Consider the following 18,955-nt stretch of genomic DNA (forward strand, 5'->3'; position numbering starts at 1 on the left):
ACGGACGGGGGCAGGGATTACGGCCCGATTTCGGGAAGGAGCCTTGATTGAGCTTTGGTACTACTGTGACTTCGGCTGTGGGAATGCTACTGCGGGCATGGGTGCAAAATGCTGATTAATTTATCGACAGTTCCTCCGTGTTCGCTGCTTCTTTGCGTGAAAATCTATGTTTCCGGCAAGGCGCTTCGATTGAGCTTTGGTACTACTATGAATTCAGCAACAGCACCCTGATGCGTTTGCTGATAACTTAGCTTCCCCGGAATACTTACAACCGCTTGCAGTCTTTGCGATCCCGCCCGCAAAGCCCGGCGGAGGGAATGAAATCCCTACTTACTTTTTGGTTTGTGGTGCTGGTATTAAAAGGGAAATAAGGATAACAGTTGTAATATTCATTAAATGGTAAGTAAATTTATGAGCAGGAAGCAGTAAGTGGGAAAAATTTCTATACACAGCTTTATGACCGGTGCAGCAGGAGGGTTTTGAATTTTAATAAAAAAGGAGGATGTAATGGGATCAGGTATAAAAAATAATATGCAAGCTTCCGGGTTCAGAGACCGGAAATCATATTCCCCGGAAGAAATATGGGCTGCCGGCGGCACTACCGCTTTCGGCAAAAAGAAAGGGCAAAACAACGAAAAATTGATTGAAGCCCTGGAGGCAAGCCCGGAGATAGAACCTTTTAATGAAGAAGAGCGGAAAGAAGCATTGAAGCAATTGGAGCAAAATAAATGACGGGTATGCATTTGCTTTTTGACACAAAGGCGTAACCCGTTATTCGGAGAATATAATTTTCTTACACCCAGAAATATGGGTAAAAACGACCTTTGGATAGCATCACTTGCCGGGTTACTTGATCTGCAACTTGTAACAACCGATAGTGATTTTGATCATTTGAATGGCGTATTTTTTGAAGTTAGAAAAATAGAACTCAATCAATTATCTGATTTCTTTTAAGAGGTATAAGCAAAAGCTCCGTTATACTGCTCTATAAGGCTGCCTTCAAAAGTTTTGTCGTCCAGGCAAACAGTATTAGTTTATTTAAGCTTAGCCCGATTTTCCTAATTAAAGCTGACAGCAGCGAACGGGGGATAATGGAATTATTTTGTAAAAAAGCATTTTATGAGAAGCAAAGTTGCAAAGAAAATACAAAGCGAAACACCGGAAGAGTTGCGCATTTTTGTGCGTCAGTATACCGATATTGTTATAAGGATCAACGAGCTTATTAAGGCTAAAGGCTACACCCAAAAAGACCTGGCCGAAAAGCTGAATAAGAGACCATCAGAAATCAATAAATGGCTTAAAGGCAATCATAATCTTACACTTAAAACGATTGCTAAACTGGAGGCTCAGTTAGGGGAGCCGATCATTTATGTTAAGAAGGCTTCTTAATGTATTCGATATGTTTTTCTGTACCGCCAGCCTTTTGCTTTTTTCCGTTACTTTTTTGCGGAAAAAAGTAACGCAAAAAGCGGGATTGATTGAGCTTTGGTATTACCGTGAATTCGGCTGTGGGAATGCTGCTGCGGGCGCAGGTGTAAAATGCTGATTACATTCAATTATAGCTCCCTGCGTCGTTGCTCCTCTGCGCGCTTTGCCCGCCGGGATGAAACGGTCGGACGGACGTGAAACATAGCTGGTTGAATCCTTACTCCCCCGCTTTACCTTATCAATAGCATCCAATAACCCGTCTCTCAGCTTATCTTCCGCCAGTTGCCAGAACATAATGCCACTGAGCCCGTGCTCCGGCATGTATTCCGTTTTTAGCCGAACAGAGCGGGCATCATCGTAAGAAGCCAGTAATTTTCTTTGCGGGTTAAAGGAATAGGGCGCCCGGGCAGTGCTGATGAAGATACCACGCCAATAAAAATCGGTAATGATTTAGTTTAGTCGCCGCAAAATATACGGCAAATATCAAATTATGCGGTAAATAAAGGCTATATTTACCGCAAATGCAGAGGTCGGCAACCTATATTTACCAGTTAAAAGAATGGCCGCATTTCAGGTGGGATGCTGCTGTTACGGCTTCTTTGCTGGCTGAGCTGAGGGTTAAGCAGGCATGGCTGCTCGGTCGCATGTCGGCATTGGGGTTTGCTTTGCAGGCAGAAGCCAACCTGCAAACGGTAACGCTTGATATTATAAAGTCGAGCGAAATTGAAGGCGAAATACTCGATGTGGCACAGGTGCGCTCGTCTGTGGCGAGAAGACTTGGGTTGGAAGCCGGCGGTGTTGCTCCTGCAGACCGGCATGTGGAGGGCATCGTGGATATGATGCTGGATGCTACCACTCACTACGCACAGCAGCTCACAGCAGAGCGATTGTTCAACTGGCATGCGGCGCTTTTTCCTACAGGAAGGAGCGGCATTACACCTATTGTAACCGGCAACTGGCGCAACAATCCTCCGCAGCATCCTATGCAGGTAATATCGGGCATGATGGGAAGAGAGAAAGTGCATTTCCAGGCCCCGGAGGCGGCTTTGGTTCCTGATGAAATGTTCGGCTTTCTGCAATGGTTCAACAACAGCGATGATATGGACATGCTGCTCAAAGCTGCCATTGCTCATCTTTGGTTTGTAACCATACACCCTTTTGATGACGGTAACGGGCGTATAGCCCGCGCCATCACCGACCTGCAGCTTGCCAGGGCAGACGGATCGGGGTTACGGTTCTACAGTATGTCTGCCCAGATCCGTAAAGAGCGTAGCCGGTACTACCATACACTTGAGATGACTCAAAAAGGCTCAATAGATATTACCGCCTGGCTGGAATGGTTCCTGCAATGCCTGGGCAGGGCAATGGATGCCAGCAGGGATGAGCTGGCGGTGGTGATGCGGAAAGCGGAATTCTGGAAAAAACACATGGGGCTTTCCCTGAATACACGGCAACGGGTAATGCTGAATAAAATTTTAGACGGCTACCAGGGTCATATTACTTCGTCCAACTGGGCGAAGATCACCGGCAGCTCTACCGATACCGCTGTACGTGATATTAATGACCTTGTTGCCAAAGGCATACTTGTAAAAGGCCCGCAAGGCGGAAGAAGCACAAGGTACCTGGTGGTGGATAGTCGTGTATAAGCTACTTGCTCCCCCGCTTTGCTTTGTCAATCGCATCCAATAACCCGTCTCTCAGCTTATCTTCCGCCAGTTGCCAGAACATAATGCCATCGAGCCGGTGCTTGAGCACGTATTCCGTTTTTAGCTGAACAGAGCGGGTATCATCGTAGGAAGCCAGTAATTTTCTTTGCGGGTTAAAGGAATAAGGTGCCCGGGCGGTGCTGTCCCAATATTGGGTAAAGCCATTGGCAGCGGTTAATGAGTCGGCATACCGGTTATAAGAGAAAGCCTTTAAGAACCTGCCGCTCCGGTACAGGCCATTGTTAATGGTATCTGTTACTTCATACAGCCTGGCATAAAAAGCAGCGCCCACAACAATTTTATGCGCAGGCACTCCTTTGGCAAGCATCATCTGCACCCCATGATCTGTAGATTCTGTTTGCTGCGGCGTGGAATACAACGGTGTATGATGCCCGCTCACGGTGGTATAGCCATTTACCAGGTCGTAGCTCATGAGGTTTACCCTGTCTACCATCTTCATCACTTTTTTCCATTCAACAGAGGAGTCAATGAACGCGGTAAACCCGCCGGCGGCAAAGCTGATCTCATGCTTTTTGCCGAGCTGCTTCCGGAGCTCTTTTACCAGTTGGGTGAAGGCGGGCTTGTCTCCGGGATCGAAAGGATGGCCGGGATGTCCCACGATGGCCGGGTATTCCCAATCGAGGTCAATGCCATCCGTACCAAAATAATCATTGGCTTCTTTTACAGACCGGGCAAATTCTTTTCTTCCCTCTGCTGTTAAAAACACGGGCGAACAGGTTTTGCAGCCGCCCCAGCCCCCCAGCGACAGGATGACTTTCAAGGCCGGGTTCCTGCTTTTCAACGCAACCATTTTGTGAATGGCGGCGGTGTCACGTGCTCTCCCGATATGCAGCCGGTTGCCTTTTAAATGGCAAAAGCAGAAAATGATGTGGGTGAGCTTTTCTACTTCAAAGCTGTCAATCCTGTCGGCTCTTCCTGCATAATAGGCAATTACCGAAATGTTCTTTTTATTGTTGCCGGTTTGGGCGGATGCTGCAATACAGAGCATATTCAGCGCGATGCACGCCGCCGGGAGATATTTGTTCATATAGATGTTGTTGAATGGTTAAAAGGGCAGCATTACAAATATAAAGCTGTAAGGTTGTTTTGTTATTTTTTTCCACAAAAAAAGTAACGTCCGCCTGAATGATTCAATCGGGCGGGCGGGCGTAAAATCCCAATATTTCCGGGGAAGGGCTTCGATTGAGCTGTGGTGCTATTGTTACTTCGGCTGTGGAAATGCTACTGCGGGAGCAGGTGCAAAATGCCGAGTAAATTGGATCATAGTTCTGTTGCTCCCTGCAATGGCAGCAAAATAAAAGATGTATTGCTTATATAAATTGAAGCATAAAGAATAGCTATTACAAATAGAAGCGCTTTTGCGTATGAAGCGAAATCCATCGAAGTTTAAATACCGGTTAAGAACAGGATCAGTTATTGGTTGCCAAATCTTCCTTTTTAATACACTTTTGGCAGGTAATAATTTTTATTAGTTGCCAAATCTATAGTTTTTTTGCTACTTTTGGCAGGTAATAAAAAGGGATGAAGCATACGATCATAGGCCGGATAGCAGAAATGAAAATACTGGAGCAGTTGCTGAAAAGCGATCGTCCGGAACTGCTGGCCATCTACGGAAGAAGACGGGTGGGCAAAACTTACCTGATAAAAAATTATTACGCCGGTCACCTTACATTTTCCTGCAGCGGGGAATGTGGTGGCAACACGCGCACGCAGCTTGCCAATTTTCAGCAGCAATTGAACACCTGGTTTCCCGCCAATCGCCAGCTTCAGCCGCCCGCCAACTGGCAGCAGGCTTTTATTATGCTTCGTGAATGCTTTGATGCGGTTAAAACGAAAGGTAAAAAAGTTATTTTTTTTGATGAGTTGCCCTGGCTCGACACGCATAAATCGGGGTTTCTTTCTGCCTTTGGGTATTTCTGGAATATATATCTTTCCGACAGGCCGGATATACTCGCGGTGATATGCGGTTCTGCAGCTTCCTGGATGATCAAAAAGATAGTCAACAACAAGGGAGGGTTACATAACAGGATCACACAGCGGATAAGATTGCTGCCTTTTACCTTAAAAGAAACCAAAGATTACCTGCAACACAGGAATATCCGCTTCAGCGATTACCAGGTACTGCAACTGTACATGGTAACCGGGGGCATACCACATTACCTGAATGCCATTAAGCGGGGAGAAAGTTTGCACCAGACAATCAATAATACCTGCTTTGCGCCTAACGGCCTGCTGGCAGATGAATTTCAGAACTTGTATGCAGCGCTGTTCACTAATTATGAAAAGCACGTGCATGTGATACAGGCCCTGGCTAAAAAAAATAAGGGACTGACCAGGAATGAGCTGCTGGCCACCGGGGATTTGGTGACAGGAGGCGGCCTCACGGCTGTGCTTGAAGAATTGACAGAGAGCGGCTTTGTTGAAAAGACAGAGCCTTTTGATAAAAAAAAGAAGGAAAGCCTTTATCGCCTGGCGGATGAGTTTTCGCTGTTTTATTTAAGGTTTATGAGAGGTAAGAACAGTAAAAATGACTGGCTCACGATCAGTAAAACAGGAAAATATATAGCGTGGTGCGGGTATGCTTTTGAAAATGTGTGCATGAAGCATATTCCACAGATCAAAAAAGCGCTGGGTATATCGGGTATCAGCGTTGCTTACTGTTCCTGGTATCGTGCAGGCAGTAAACAGGCAGACGGTGCCCAGATAGATCTTTTACTTGACCGGAGCGATAACACCATCCATATCTGCGAGGTAAAATTCAATATAAAGCAGTTTGTTATTGATAAGCGGTATAACCAACTTTTACAGCAAAAAATAACCGCTTTCCGGGAAAGCATTTCCCCCGGAAAAGGATTGCTTTTAGCGTTTATAACCACTTACGGTGTGGCTGATAATGAATATAAGCTGCAGCTTGTGGATAACGAGATCAGGATGGGATCGTTGTTTGACGGGGCTTAAATGTATTTCCTTTGCTCCCGTTGCCTACCCCCGTCCAACTGGTTGAATATTTACTCCTCCCGCTTTGCCTTATCAATAGCATCCAATAATCCGTCTCTCAGCTTATCTTCCGCCAGTTGCCGGAACATAATGCCATTGAGCTTATGCTTCAGCACGTATTTTGTTTTTAGCTGAACAGAGCGGGTATCATCGTAGGAAGCCGGTAATTTTCTTTGCGGGTTAAAGGCATAGGGTGCCCGGGCGGTGCTGTACCAATATTGGGTAAAGCCATTGGCAGCGGTTAATGAGTCGGCATACCGGTTATAAGAGAAAGCCTTTAAAGCCTGCCGCTCCGGTACAGTCCGTTGTTAATGGTATCCGTTACTTTGTAGAGCCTGGCATAAAGGCAGCGCCAACAACAATTTTATCGGCAGGCACGCCTTTGGCAAGCATCATCTGTACGCCATGATCTGTAGATTCTTTTTGCTGCGGCGTGGAATACAACGGTGTATGATGCCCGCTTACCGTGGTATATCCATTCACCAGGTGGTAGCTCATGAGGTTTATCCTGTCTACCATCTTCATCACTTTTTCCCATTCAACGGAGGAGTCAATGAACGCGGTAAACCCGGTATACCAGGCACATACTTTATATTTGTCTTAGGCAAGCACAATTGTCCGGCGCCAAGGAACACATTGAAGTGCCTTTTAGCTTACGCTGAGTGCGTCGTTGTAAGAAATACAATGCAGGTTGGATATATTAAATCAATAATTAAAAGATGCAATAACTCCTGATCCCGGGATTGTTTATTTATTTTCAGGCAATCCATACAATGCTATCTCTTGTTCGTTCCATTTATCCCAAAGACTGATAAGTGAATCTTTGTCTGCAAAGGGTGTGGGTTTTTTTTTGCCATACTTTGATGTCATCCGGATAAAATGATGTATGTATACACCTAATGCAACATGGCAGGGTTTAATGTCACCATACTCCAGGCTATATTTTTTAGTGCGCATAAACAAATCGAAATCTCCAGACTGGATGCGTTCATCCCAGAACCCGATTTTATCAATAGCTTTTCGCGTTATCATCACATTGTTTCCTAAAATGCCTTCTACTACTGTAGTGCCATATTGGGTGTATTGCTTTTCGCAGAACCTCTCCCAGTTTCCATACATTACTTTATGCATTAAGCTGAGATTGTTTTCACCAAAGCCGAAAATCATTAACAAGTTTTTAGTTGTTTTCCATCTCTTCTTAAACTTTTTATCAAGCTTTTTATCACCCATATTTTCTATGCCTTTGGCTGATATAAGGTCAAGCCGGTGGAATTGGGCAATTTCTATTAATCGTTTATTCCAGTCAGGAGAAACAACCAAATCGTTGTTTAAGAAAAACAAATAGCTTCCGGTTGCGGCTTTAATACCCTGGTTTTGGCAATGGGGATAAGAATAGTTCCTGGTATTCTCTATTACAATAGCTCCGGCATTTTTAAACAGTGCGCTGCTGCCATCCGTTGAACAATTGTCAATTATAATTAGTTCATAAGGATTGCAGGTATTTCGCTGTATTGAAGCCAGGTATATTTTATTAAAATTTATACCATTATGAATAGCAGTGATAATACTTATTTTTTCCGTCATAACTGATAAAAGGAGGTACGCTTAATGAGCTAAACAATTTTTATCACTTACACTTTGACCAGTGTATAATTTTTAAAAGTAAGAAACCGGTTTCCATTCAAAACTTTTTCTTCAATTCCGCCCCCGCCTGGTGTTGTCACCGGCGGGATGACCGGCAACCAATGAGCTAATAAGTTTTCCTGTATTAGCCGCATGACCCTTTTTTAGCAGGTGGATGGTGATATCCGCTTGTAGAACACCCGGTTGCAGGTACTGACCGGTTATCCGCCATATATAGCATAGAGGTTGAAGGTTTTCCAGTTGGTCATTTCTTCTTTACCGGAAATTAATGTTGTGGGCGCGTTTTCATCAAAATCATCAAACTTGTATACTTTATAACCGGGTAAAGCCACCGTATTAAAAAGATCATACCGTTCTTCTTTTGAAGATCTTGTAAAGCATTCCGCAATAACCAGCGGCTTAAAGGCCTCTATAAGATCCTTTACAGATTTCAGGATCACACTATCCAACCCTTCAGCATCTACCTTTATAAAAGAGAGCTTCTTCATTTCTTCAGGATAATGTGTACGTAAGAAATCGGATAGCCTTATGCCTTTGATTTTTTGCTGCAATGCGTATTTACCGTGGTATCCTTTGTCTATCTCCTGGATACCTCCGTTGGCAAATGATGCCTCCGAAGAATTATAAAAGAACTCACTTTCTTTTTCTGTGATGGCATACGGAAGAGGTACAATGTTTACTTTATCGGGATTGAGCCTGGCGTTCGCTTCTAAAATTTTAAACACATAAGGGTTGGGGTCAAAGCCAAGTGTGAGGCCTTCTTTCCCGGCGGCCAATGCCATGGGAACTGTGGTGTCGCCGATATTTGCGCCTATATCAATTGCAAGGTCCCCCTTTTTAATGAACTTCCTGTAGAAATTAACTTCAGATTGTGTGAGGGTCTTGGATTTTACAAGCGGGTTCAGCCAGTTGGCAAACTGTATTTCTCCTTCTTCCGGCAAAAGAAAGTTGTCAATCTTATAGGAATATTCCTGTGTTATCCTACGGGCTTTTTTTTTGTTGAAGGCTCGTTTTACAAATTTGAACATAAAGTATATAAGTATATAATTGGCGTTGAGGAAATGGGGCCGTACCGGTATCTTCCGGCTTAGTCCTGTTCGTTATCCTTACCGCTTGACGAGGGTATAGTTTTTAAAGCTAAAGATCTGGTTGCCGTTCAACAGGTTTTTTTCGACATATGACAGCAGGCGGTTTTTCAATTTTTCATGTTTATGCTTTACCCTGGGATCAGGAGAGATATTTGGATGTAACTTATCCTGCCAGTCAAACCTGTTAATCATATTCTCCATTACTTTGGGGTGTTTTTCATTAAAAATATTCAATTTATCAAGATTCCCAAAGTTGAATTCCTGGTCTCCATTCCCGAAATTGTTTTCGGCGAAAGCATTTCCTTTATAAATGGCGGTGAATGCTTTCTGCTTTGTTTGCATATAGCGGGGCGGACGAACCCATCCATAATGATACACCCATGCCCCGGCGCCGGCTACACGTAGTTTATAGGTTCCTTTTTTCTGATGATAGTTAACCCCGTCAAAATCCGGGATGTTCCGGAATGACTGGGCATCACCCCATGAATGGATGTAGGGCAGGTTCCGGATGATCCTTATCTCTTTTGCATACCATCCGTGAGATTCAATATAATGATCATAATCTCCCCAAAAATGTTTATAATCAAAAAGTAATCCTTCAATATCTTTATCATGCAGAAATGCTTCACACCGCTTTTTTATGACAGGAAGGTATTTTTCATGAATCACTTCATCACTTTGCAGATAAAAAAGCCAATCGCCCTTACATTCGTTCTTCGCTATATCGGTTTGGCGGGCATACTCGGTGCCGTTAGGGTATTTTTCTAAATCCCATACCGTATGAATAATTTTTATCTTGTCGGATCCTATGCTTTGAATCTCCTCTAAAGTGTTATCATCTTCATCGCAATTTCCTAAAGCCACAACAAATTCATCTACCAGGGGAAGAATGGATTGAATAGACTCTTTCACCGGGTAATATAGTTTTGTAGCATTCCGGACTATTGTAAAACCACTGATTGTCATATGGGTTGCAAGACTATGCTTTTATTTGCAGTACAATATGCAAAATTGTTTTAACAAATCAACAACAAATCTGCTTTTTTTAGAGAAATACCTGTTTCTTCTGAATTCAATCGCCCTGGTACGTGGAGACATGTACCAGGGCTTATAGAGGGAGTGTGAAGCAAAAGGATAGGGATTGGACTATCGCAGGAATCCTCGTCAATTTAATGCTGCCGTACATTTTTCTAACAGGCAGATAGTAGCACCGCAGCCTGTTATTCCGACGAAGGAGGGATCTATTTCACTCCGGTCATTTTATTACAGCTCTCATTCACAATTCAGATGCTTCGCTCCGCCGCGGCGGCGGGCTCGGCACGACAAGCAGTGGAACAAGGAGGCAGCTTCTGCACTACACGTTCAACCATGAACTGTCATTGGCAGTTTGGAGGAACCTGTCTTCGCTTTGCTTATAGGATCTGCTTTAGCAAAAAAGCCGCTGTATAAGCGGCCTTTGCTTCATAACTGGTGTTATCCGGTAGCTGGTGCATGCTCTAAAACGATAAGGGCACGTTGATCTTCACACTAAAATTCCTCCCCATATTATATACCCCCTGCCGGCCGGTAACATTGTTTACAGCCGTATACTTTAATCTGCTTAAATGATTCTGATAAGCGGTGTTGGCCAGGTTATTGCCGGTGAGGAAAACAGAGAACAATGTTTTTTTGCGGTGCATGATATCCGCTCCGATAAAGGCGTTCCACAACGAATAACCGTTTGTGGGCGTTTCGGTATCATAAGCGGTAAACGCCTTGCTTTGCCTGAACGTATTATCCAGTTCAGTACTGATGGAAAGGTTGCTGATCCGTTTCCCTTTCTTCAGGAATTCAACTTTTAATTGTGTGATGAGCCGTGCGGCCGGTATAAAAGGAATGTTCTTTACCCCTTCTATCGGCTGGTTAAATGTGCCCCTTACATAGGAAAAAGTGTTCTCAAAATGCAGCCAGTCCAGGGGGTGGGGATGAATGTCAATGTATAACTCTGCCCCGTACAGCAGGGCTTTTGCCTGGTCAAATGTAAAAGCGGTTATATCTTCCCCATCCACGTTCACCAGCGAATCCCCGCCGTTAACACCGGAGAGCTTCCTGTAAAAAATAAAATGATCAATGGTGTTCACAAAACCGGTTGCGTTCAACGAAAGGTGCTCCGTGTTCACCTCTGCGCCTATATCGGCCTGCAGGCTGGTTTCGGATCGTAAATGCCGGTCGCCGTATTCATACCGGTTGGTGCCTTCATGCGTACCATTGGAAGCCAGCTCGGCAATGCCCGGCGCACGGAACCCCCTTGCTATGTTCAGCTTCAGGGTTGTGGCCTTACCGGCTTCGTAGCTGATGCCGGCGCTCCCTGAAACATTCCGGAAAGACCTGGTAAAACCTTCAAACTTCGTTTCATTGTTTTCTTCCAGTTTCTTCGAATCAACGGTCCTGTTGTCAAAACGTATCCCACCGCTTATGGTAAAGCGATCATAATTGCGTTGGGTGTATACAAAAGCCCCCACATCAAACAAATGATATTCGGGTATCAGCACTTCCTCCGCTTTGTTTTTATTGCTTTGCTGCATACCGGTAATACCAACAGCGGTTTCCCATTTGTTGTTGTCCGGCAGGTGGTATTGCAGGTTATAGGTAAATGTATTGAGATCAAAAAACAATTCGGGCGTGCCGGGAGCGAGCACATCTGCGAATTCTTTTCTTTTGTTGTTTTGAAAGCCGAGATTAACAGAGAGCTTGCCGTTCCCGACATTGAACCTGTTATCAGCGGCAACTTTAAAATGTTGAATATGCTGCCGGGGTATGTCGGGGTGAATGCCCGAAAAATCACCGTCTTCCGCTATTCTTGTTTCTGCTTCGCCATTGTTATTTATTTCACGGATGAATTTTCCGGTAAGTTCATCACGGTCACCTTCTATAAGTCCGGGCTCCTGGTCAAAGCTGCTTACGATAACATGACTGTAGCCCCAGCTTCCGTTATAACCAATGTATCCTCCCAGGTTCTTTTCATTGAACTTTGAATTGAATACATAACCATCGTATTTGTTTTTATAATCCTGCGCTCCTTTAAATGAGCCGTACAGGTTCCAGTTCAAACCGTTTTTATTGCCTGCCAGCCTGGCGCCAAAACCCCGGAGCCTGTTGTTGGTCTGGTAGTTTGCCATTACATTTCCTTTTATCGTTCCTTCCGCTGCAGGTGTATTGGTTAAAATATTGATCACGCCGGCCATTGCATCGCTCCCGTAAATAAGAGAAGCGGGACCTTTTAATATCTCCACCTTCTGTACGCTGTATTCGTCTATTTCAATACCGTGTTCATCACCCCATTGTTGGCCTTCCTGGCGGATGCCATCATTGAGCACAACCACCCGGTTATACCCCAATCCTCTTATAACGGGTTTTGAAATGGATGGGCCGGTGGAGACCTGCGAAACCCCGGGGTTTTTGCTCAGCGCATCAATGAGGTTGCTTGCAGTTACCTGGGTAAGCTCTCTTTTGCTTACAATGGTTACCGGTGTGGGGGTTCTTCTGATCTTGGTGGCCGTAGAAACGCCGGTAACGGTTACACCTTCATTTTCAAGAACAGCAGGCCACAAAGCGAAATCTTTTTGCAGGTCGCCGGAAAGCCGTATATGTTCCGTAATGCTGCTGTATCCCACAAAAGAAACTTCAATAAGATAGCTTCCCGCTGCAATATTTCTTATCGTGTATTCGCCGTTTGCATTGGTGATGGCTCCCGTTTTAGCGTCGGCAAAATATACCGAAGCTCCCGGCAGCGGTTCTCCTGTGCCGGCGTCGCTTATCCTGCCCGAAACAGATGCTTTGACAGGGGCAGTCCGGCTGTTTTTTGCAGCTTCACCCGGGATGGTTTTCGTTTGTGCCGAACCCTGGTGTTGCAGCAATACAATAAACAGAAGGAGGAAACAGATATGACAGAGTCTCAAAATAATATGCTTTGAATGATGAGGAATACTCCTGTTAAACGCAATAACGCTGCCTGGTAAAAAATATATCAACAGTACCGATAGTAATGTTTGCAGGTGCTTATTGTTTCGTTCAGAGGAGATGACGGGTCAATACATTATCTATGCTATGATATATGGAGGCCCCCTCAGCGTGGTATGTTCCGGCGTACCGGAATGTACTGCAACGGAAGATAGATGGTGAATCAGCAAACCGTTGCAGTTGTTGTTTTCCGGGAGGGGGGTGGTGAACAGGAAAACTTTTTCCACATGGATGCTGCACGCCAGGCAATGATCCTTTTTTGTAGCAAGATGCGATTTATGCTGGCATATGTCCTTTCCTTTCGGGTAGTCATTACAAACAATGGCGGCGCCGTGATTGTGGAAAAGCTCAAAAGGAAATTGCGTTGCCGAAAAGCTGATCAGCAGCAGCAGCGCAATGCAGAAGCGATATGATGTAACCCGTTTAAACAAGATGCACGAAATAGTATGCCCAAAGGTATATAAAAAATGAAACAATGATGCAAATTTTAAACATTAATGCCGGTAAGACCAGATCCGAAGTGATATGCTGCATGCACGTAACGAAATCTGATGAAATACAAAGCCCAAATCGCGAAAGCAAAGGCCAGGCTTGTCCGCCGGCGCGGAGAAATTGCAAACCCGAAGTCGTAGATCCTAAATCCGAAGGAATACACAAAATTCCATCTTTCACGTTTCACCATTCACAGCCATGAGCCGCCAGCTTTGAGCTATGAGCAATAGCTGAAAGCTGAAAGCCGATAGCTGATCGCCAATTTAAAAATACCTCTCGCTACCGGCTCCGGGGGTAAAAATGTGATAAGGATAGCCAAATTCATTACAGCGGTTTTTGTAGCTTATTAAAATTCGTGTAGGTTTGCCAATCTTATAAAAGACAGTACTAATATGAATTTCAACAAGGTCAATAACATTACCGGATGGATGGTTTGCATCATTGCCTGCGCCGTATATATTTTAACGGCAGAAGCAGGCGGGAGCCTTTGGGATTGCGGTGAATTTGTAAGCAGTTGCTTTAAGCTGCAAATACCGCATCCGCCGGGAGCGCCCCTGTTCGTGATCATTGGCCGTATTTTTATAGTATTGTTCGGCGATAACCCGCTTACCGCAGCCAAAGCGGTGAACATCATGAGCGCTTTAGCCAGCGGCTTTACCATATTGTTCCTTTTTTGGACGATCACTCATTTTACCCGTAAAATATACCAGAAAGCACATGCTACATTGAACGCCGAAAAAATTTTTACCATAATGGCTGCAGGCGTTGTGGGCGCATTGGCATTTACCTTCAGCGACTCCATGTGGTACAGCGCCGTGGAAGGGGAGGTATATGCTTTTTCATCGTTTTTGACGGCACTGGTATTCTGGATGATCTTAAAGTGGGAGCACAATGCCGATGAGCCCGGCTCCGACAGGTGGATCGTACTGCTGTTCTTTGTTATCGGTTTATCCATAGGCATTCACCTGCTTAACCTGCTTACCATTCCTGCCATTGTAATGGTATATTATTTCCGCCGCTACAAAACCACGCCCTGGGGCATCTTCTGGGCTTTTATAGTAGGCTGTATCATTACAGGGTTTGTGCAAAAGTTTGTGATACAGTATACCATCACCGGCTCGGGCATATTTGACCGGTGGTTTGTGAACGGGCTTGGACTGCCTTTCTTTACGGGCTTTGCCACTTATTTTATTTTACTGGCAGCTGTGATTGTAATAGGTATCCGCAGGGCAGATAAACTGATCAATAATTTCACCGGGTTTGCGATCTGGCTTTCTGTTTTTATTTTCCTGTTCTCGTTCCCTTACATTACCTCTTTCCTGTCCTTCCTGCTGTTTGCAGGCGGTACGGCACTGGCGGTATATGCTGCTTACCACAGCAGGGTTAAAATACTGGATTTTCTTAAGCTGGGACTCTGGTGTTTTGCGTTTATACTTATCGGTTACTCTACCTATCTTACTACCATGATCCGCTCTGCCGCCAACCCTTCGGTGGATATGTATAATGTAGATAATCCCATGAGTTTGGTGGGCTATGTTGGACGTGAACAATATGGTGATTTCCCGTTGATATATGGTCAAACCTTTGCCGCCGAAGTTCAAACGAATCCTGATGGTACACCAATGATCAAGGAAAAAGGTTACCGCTGGCAGAAAGGCGATAAAAAGTATATTAACATCGGCAAAAATTTTGAATATGTATATGAGCCTGATGATATGATGTTTCTGCCCCGTATATGGGATGCCAGCAACGACCAGGGGCATGCCAATTATTACAGGAGCTGGCTTGGACTCGACAAGGATGAAAAACCCACCTATATGGACAATATCAGATGGGCCTTCGGTTACCAGATAGGATGGATGTACCTGCGGTATTTTGGATGGAATTTCATCGGTAAGCAAAACGACCTGCAGGGAATCGGCAATGTGCGGGACGGCAATACGATTACAGGTATTTCCTTTATCGACAATTTGTTTTTGGGCGACCAGTCGAAGCTGCCCGACAGCATTAAGAACAATAAGGCCAATAATAAATTATTTGCTTTGCCTTTAATATTGGGGCTTATCGGTTTGTTCTTCCATTACCGCCACCACCGCGAAGATTTTTTAGTAAGCTTTTTATTGTTCTTCTTTACCGGCTTTGCTATTGTGTTTTACCTGAATGCGGCCGGCCCCCAGCCCCGTGAACGGGATTATGCTTTTGCCGGCTCTTATTATGCTTTTGCCATATGGATTGGCATTGGTGTAATGATGGTAAAGCAATGGTTTGAAAAGGTAATGAATGCCAGGCTGGCGGGTTATGCGGCAGCGGTGATCTGTACACTGGCCGTTCCCGTAATAATGGGTTTCCAGGAGTGGGATGACCACGACAGGAGCAAAAAGGAGCTGGCCCGCGACCTGGCGAAAGACTATCTCGAAAGCTGCGCCCCCAATGCCGTGCTTTTTACGTTTGGTGATAATGATACCTACCCGTTGTGGTATGCCCAGGAGGTAGAAGGTATACGGCGCGATATAAGGGTGGTAAATTACAGCCTGCTGGGTATTGACTGGTACATTAACCAGATGCGTTATAAGGTAAATGACAGTGAGCCTATAGATTTGTTATGGGGCCCCGAAAAAACAGAAGGCGATAAACGCAATGTTGTATACTTTCAGGCCAGTCCCAATATACCCCAGAACCAGTATGTATATCTTGGTGAGGTATTAACCAAAATTATTGGCAGCGATGACCCGGCTTATACCATGACCTACGGTGCAGACAATGTGTTCAATACTTTTCCTGTAAGGAAGTTCAGTATACCTGTTGACAGCGCGCTGGTGCGGGAGAACGGAACGGTGAATGCGGGTGATACCGTTGTAGATGAATTGCGGTTTGATCTTCCCCAGGGAAAAAACGCGCTGATGAAGAATGATCTTGCTGTTTTAAATGTAATTGCCGCCAATAACTGGAAACGTCCTGTATATTTTACGGCTCCGTTCAATGAGCTTGGATTTTCGCAGTATTTACGTGCCGACGGGCTCAGCTACCGCCTGGTGCCGGTTCAGCCCCGGCAGGATAACGCAAGCAACAATGTAAACAACGATGCGGCTTTTGAAAACATGATGAAAAAGTTTGCATTCGGCAATGCCAACCTGCCGGGCGTATACTTTGATGAAGAGAATCGCCGCCATTTATTGACCATACGGCAGGCTTATGCCAATGCGGCCGAAAGCATGGCCAGGGATGGCAGGAAGGAAGAGGCGAAAAAATTACTTGAAAAAAGCGATAAAGGGATCAACGTGGTCAATATGCCTTATGCCATGGTAAGTCGCGGTAACCAGCATAATATTGTTGGCATCTCTGTAATGGAAGCCGCGTATGAAGCCGATTATAAAGAACTGGGCGACAGGGTATTGAAGGATCTGAAAAAAGACATTGACCAGCAGTTGAGCTACTATGCAGCCCTGGGGAATATGTCGGTTCAGGAAATGATGCAGCGCCTGCAGGACCCCGAAGGATTAAGCGCAAAGCAGCGTACGTTGTACAGTGAGATTGACCAGACGTTCAGGGTACAGAATTATCTTGGTTTTATTGAAGGAAAGTATAAAGAACCTGCTGTTGATCCCGAAACGCCTGCTGTAATAAAAACAGACAGCCCCGGAGCCACTCCGGATGATTCTATAAAAAAATAAAGTTTATTCTTTGGAGCTATGCTGGCAGGATTGCAGGATGTGACTTTTGAATTTGGTGCGAGGACCATTGTACGGGACGCCACCTGGCATATACAGCCCGGCGAAAGAATAGGGCTGATCGGGTACAATGGCACAGGAAAATCAACTTTACTGAAAGTATTGGTGGGTGAATACCTCCCTTCATCGGGCAGCGTGGAAAGAGGCAGGGGCACTACTATTGGTTACCTTCACCAGGATCTGCTGAGCTTTGATACCAATGAGCCTATACTGCGGGTTGCGCTTGGCGCTTTTGAAAAAATATTATTGCTGGAAAAGGAAATTGAGATCCTGGGTAACCGGCTCGAAAAAGAACATGAGGATGAAGCCCTGCTCCACGAATACTCCGATAAGCTGCAGGAGCTGGAAATGCTGGGCGGCTACAATATCTATCATCAAACCGAAGAAGTATTGCAGGGGTTGGGCTTTGCCAACAGCGACCTGCAGCGGTCTTACAAAGAATTCAGCGGCGGATGGCGAATGCGGGTGCTGCTGGCTAAAATGATATTGCAGCAGCCCGATCTGCTGTTGCTGGATGAACCTACCAACCACCTTGATCTTCCCTCCATTGAATGGCTTGAAAAATATCTCCTGCATTATAAAGGGGCCGTTGTAATTGTAAGCCACGACAAGTATTTTTTGAATCGCATGGTTGCCAGGATCGTGGAGCTGTATCAGCAGCAACTGCATTTTTACAATGGTAATTTTGACTTTTATGAAACAGAAAAAGAAATGCGGCTGCAATTGCAGCAGCGCGCTTTTGAGAACCAGCAGGAATATATCAGGCAGCAGGAAAGGTTTATAGAAAGGTTTCGTGCCAAAGCCACCAAAGCCGCGGCAGCGCAAAGCGCTATAAAACGACTGGATAAGTTAGACCGTATTGAAGATGTATCGGTTGACCGCCCTGAAATAAAGATCAATTTCCAGTTGGATAAAGTACCGGGGAAAATAATCTGCACTTTAAAGCACCTGAGTAAAAGTTTTGGCGATATTAAGATCGTTGAAAATACATCCGCTGAAATTAACCGTGGCGATAAAATTGCGCTGATAGGTGCCAACGGTAAAGGAAAGTCAACCCTGCTCAGGATCGTAGCGGGCACAGAGCCTTTCGAAGGAGAAAGGGTGTGGGGGCACAATGCAGAAGAGAGCTTTTACGCGCAGCACCAGCTGGAAGCGCTTAATGTGCAGCAAACCATCCTGGAAGAAATGAAAAACTGCGGAAGCCGGAAAACAGAGCAGGAATTAAGAACGCTGCTGGGATGTTTTTTGTTTAGCGGCGACGATGTTGAGAAGAAAATTAAAGTACTGAGCGGTGGTGAAAAAGCACGCGTGGCGCTGGCAAAAACCATGGTAAGCAAAGCCAATTTTTTACTGTTGGATGAGCCTACCAATCACCTGGACCTGCTTTCTATTGACCTGTTGATTGAAGCGTTGAACCGCTACCAGGGCAGCCTGATCATGGTAAGCCACGACAGGCATTTTATTTCGAAAGCCGCTAACCGGATCTGGGAAATTGAAAATTATGAGATCAAAGATTTTGCCGGCGGCTATGAAGAATGGATGGAATGGAAAGAACGAAAAAAAGCAGAAGCGCTAAAAGCAAACGGTGTAGCTGTAAAACACCAGGGAAAAAAAGCCTTGCCGGAAGAAAAGAAAGCAACTGAAAAGCAAAAGCCTGCGGATCTTCCCGGGCCGCCAACGAACGCACCAATTGATAAAGAATTAAAAAAAGAGCTGCAGAAGCGGCAAAAAAACCTGCAGCAGGCCGAGGAAAGAATTGCTGCACTTACTGAGCAAAAAACAACGCTTGAAGCACGGTTGGCTTCTCCTGATATTTATTTGGACAAGAACAAATTCCTGGCTGCTGAAGCAA

General features: G+C 45.0%; 15 protein-coding genes and 1 pseudogene. 7 read left to right on the forward strand and 9 right to left on the reverse strand.

Annotation, left to right across the window (positions count from 1 at the left end; translation table 11 throughout):
• Positions 1–507: 507 nt before the first annotated feature.
• From PLH26_RS10410 to PLH26_RS10420, 3 genes are all read left to right on the forward strand, one after another.
• The gene (locus tag PLH26_RS10410; RefSeq protein ID WP_324585952.1) at positions 508–732 is read left to right on the forward strand and encodes a hypothetical protein; all 225 of its coding nucleotides are present in this window, start codon (positions 508–510) and stop codon (positions 730–732) included.
• Positions 733–807: 75 nt separating this feature from the next.
• Positions 808–954 (forward strand): PIN domain-containing protein, encoded by a 147-nt coding sequence (locus PLH26_RS10415; protein ID WP_206197500.1) that lies wholly within the window; start codon positions 808–810, stop codon positions 952–954.
• A 165-nt stretch (positions 955–1,119) separates the two neighbouring features.
• Positions 1,120–1,389, forward strand: a complete 270-nt coding sequence (locus PLH26_RS10420; protein WP_324585953.1) for a helix-turn-helix domain-containing protein — start codon at positions 1,120–1,122, stop codon at positions 1,387–1,389.
• Between the two features lie 102 nt (positions 1,390–1,491).
• Here PLH26_RS10420 and PLH26_RS10425 read toward each other — a convergent pair whose 3' ends face one another.
• Entirely contained in the window at positions 1,492–1,878 is a 387-nt protein-coding gene (locus tag PLH26_RS10425) for a glycosyl hydrolase family 18 protein (protein ID WP_324585964.1), read from the reverse strand.
• Between the two features lie 71 nt (positions 1,879–1,949).
• Here PLH26_RS10425 and PLH26_RS10430 point away from each other — a divergent pair, with 71 nt between their 5' ends.
• Positions 1,950–3,074, forward strand: a complete 1,125-nt coding sequence (locus PLH26_RS10430) for a Fic family protein (protein ID WP_324585954.1) — start codon at positions 1,950–1,952, stop codon at positions 3,072–3,074.
• 1 nt (position 3,075) lies between these two features.
• On the opposite strand, the gene PLH26_RS10435 is transcribed toward PLH26_RS10430, so the two are convergent.
• Positions 3,076–4,182, reverse strand: a complete 1,107-nt coding sequence (locus PLH26_RS10435) for a glycoside hydrolase family 18 protein (protein ID WP_324585955.1) — start codon at positions 4,180–4,182, stop codon at positions 3,076–3,078.
• A 494-nt stretch (positions 4,183–4,676) separates the two neighbouring features.
• Here PLH26_RS10435 and PLH26_RS10440 point away from each other — a divergent pair, with 494 nt between their 5' ends.
• On the forward strand, positions 4,677–6,113 hold the full coding sequence (locus PLH26_RS10440; protein WP_324585956.1) for an AAA family ATPase: 1,437 nt from the start codon (positions 4,677–4,679) through the stop codon (positions 6,111–6,113).
• 50 nt (positions 6,114–6,163) lie between these two features.
• Here PLH26_RS10440 and PLH26_RS10445 read toward each other — a convergent pair.
• The 7 genes and pseudogenes from PLH26_RS10445 to PLH26_RS10475 all read right to left on the reverse strand — a co-directional run.
• A pseudogene (locus PLH26_RS10445) lies at positions 6,164–6,412 on the reverse strand (glycosyl hydrolase family 18 protein); the annotation flags it as partial.
• A gap of 61 nt (positions 6,413–6,473) precedes the next feature.
• Positions 6,474–6,707: a glycosyl hydrolase family 18 protein gene (locus PLH26_RS10450; protein ID WP_324585965.1), complete on the reverse strand. Its 234-nt coding sequence runs from the start codon at positions 6,705–6,707 to the stop codon at positions 6,474–6,476.
• A gap of 192 nt (positions 6,708–6,899) precedes the next feature.
• Positions 6,900–7,736, reverse strand: a complete 837-nt coding sequence (locus PLH26_RS10455) for a glycosyltransferase family 2 protein (protein WP_324585957.1) — start codon at positions 7,734–7,736, stop codon at positions 6,900–6,902.
• Between the two features lie 260 nt (positions 7,737–7,996).
• The gene (locus PLH26_RS10460) at positions 7,997–8,824 is read right to left on the reverse strand and encodes an FkbM family methyltransferase (protein ID WP_324585958.1); all 828 of its coding nucleotides are present in this window, start codon (positions 8,822–8,824) and stop codon (positions 7,997–7,999) included.
• Positions 8,825–8,902: 78 nt separating this feature from the next.
• The gene (locus PLH26_RS10465; protein ID WP_324585959.1) at positions 8,903–9,796 is read right to left on the reverse strand and encodes a glycosyltransferase family protein; all 894 of its coding nucleotides are present in this window, start codon (positions 9,794–9,796) and stop codon (positions 8,903–8,905) included.
• 584 nt (positions 9,797–10,380) lie between these two features.
• Positions 10,381–12,822: a TonB-dependent receptor gene (locus tag PLH26_RS10470; RefSeq protein ID WP_324585960.1), complete on the reverse strand. Its 2,442-nt coding sequence runs from the start codon at positions 12,820–12,822 to the stop codon at positions 10,381–10,383.
• Between the two features lie 141 nt (positions 12,823–12,963).
• Complete coding sequence (locus PLH26_RS10475) at positions 12,964–13,314, reverse strand: hypothetical protein (RefSeq protein WP_324585961.1); 351 nt, start codon at positions 13,312–13,314, stop codon at positions 12,964–12,966.
• A gap of 453 nt (positions 13,315–13,767) precedes the next feature.
• On the opposite strand from PLH26_RS10475, the gene PLH26_RS10480 reads away from it, so the two are divergent.
• A complete protein-coding gene (locus PLH26_RS10480; protein WP_324585962.1) occupies positions 13,768–17,046 on the forward strand; it encodes a protein O-mannosyl-transferase family in 3,279 nt (1,092 codons plus the stop codon).
• An 18-nt stretch (positions 17,047–17,064) separates the two neighbouring features.
• Positions 17,065–18,955 (forward strand): ribosomal protection-like ABC-F family protein (gene abc-f, locus PLH26_RS10485; RefSeq protein WP_324585963.1); only part of this gene is annotated, 1,891 nt, incomplete at its 3' end.

Source organism: Agriterribacter sp. (assembly GCF_035444585.1).
Lineage (GTDB): Bacteria > Bacteroidota > Bacteroidia > Chitinophagales > Chitinophagaceae > Agriterribacter.

What these genes read in the sequence shown, in the direction of transcription:
- PLH26_RS10415 (WP_206197500.1), top strand. Translation starts at nt 808, where the DNA reads ATGGGTAAAAACGACCTTTGGATAGCATCACTTGCCGGGTTACTTGAT.
- PLH26_RS10420 (WP_324585953.1), top strand. Translation starts at nt 1,120, where the DNA reads ATGAGAAGCAAAGTTGCAAAGAAAATACAAAGCGAAACACCGGAAGAG.
- PLH26_RS10480 (WP_324585962.1), top strand. Translation starts at nt 13,768, where the DNA reads ATGAATTTCAACAAGGTCAATAACATTACCGGATGGATGGTTTGCATC.
- PLH26_RS10440 (WP_324585956.1), top strand. Translation starts at nt 4,677, where the DNA reads ATGAAGCATACGATCATAGGCCGGATAGCAGAAATGAAAATACTGGAG.
- PLH26_RS10435 (WP_324585955.1), bottom strand. Translation starts at nt 4,182, where the DNA reads ATGAACAAATATCTCCCGGCGGCGTGCATCGCGCTGAATATGCTCTGT.
- PLH26_RS10430 (WP_324585954.1), top strand. Translation starts at nt 1,950, where the DNA reads ATGCAGAGGTCGGCAACCTATATTTACCAGTTAAAAGAATGGCCGCAT.
- PLH26_RS10460 (WP_324585958.1), bottom strand. Translation starts at nt 8,824, where the DNA reads ATGTTCAAATTTGTAAAACGAGCCTTCAACAAAAAAAAAGCCCGTAGG.
- PLH26_RS10455 (WP_324585957.1), bottom strand. Translation starts at nt 7,736, where the DNA reads ATGACGGAAAAAATAAGTATTATCACTGCTATTCATAATGGTATAAAT.
- PLH26_RS10410 (WP_324585952.1), top strand. Translation starts at nt 508, where the DNA reads ATGGGATCAGGTATAAAAAATAATATGCAAGCTTCCGGGTTCAGAGAC.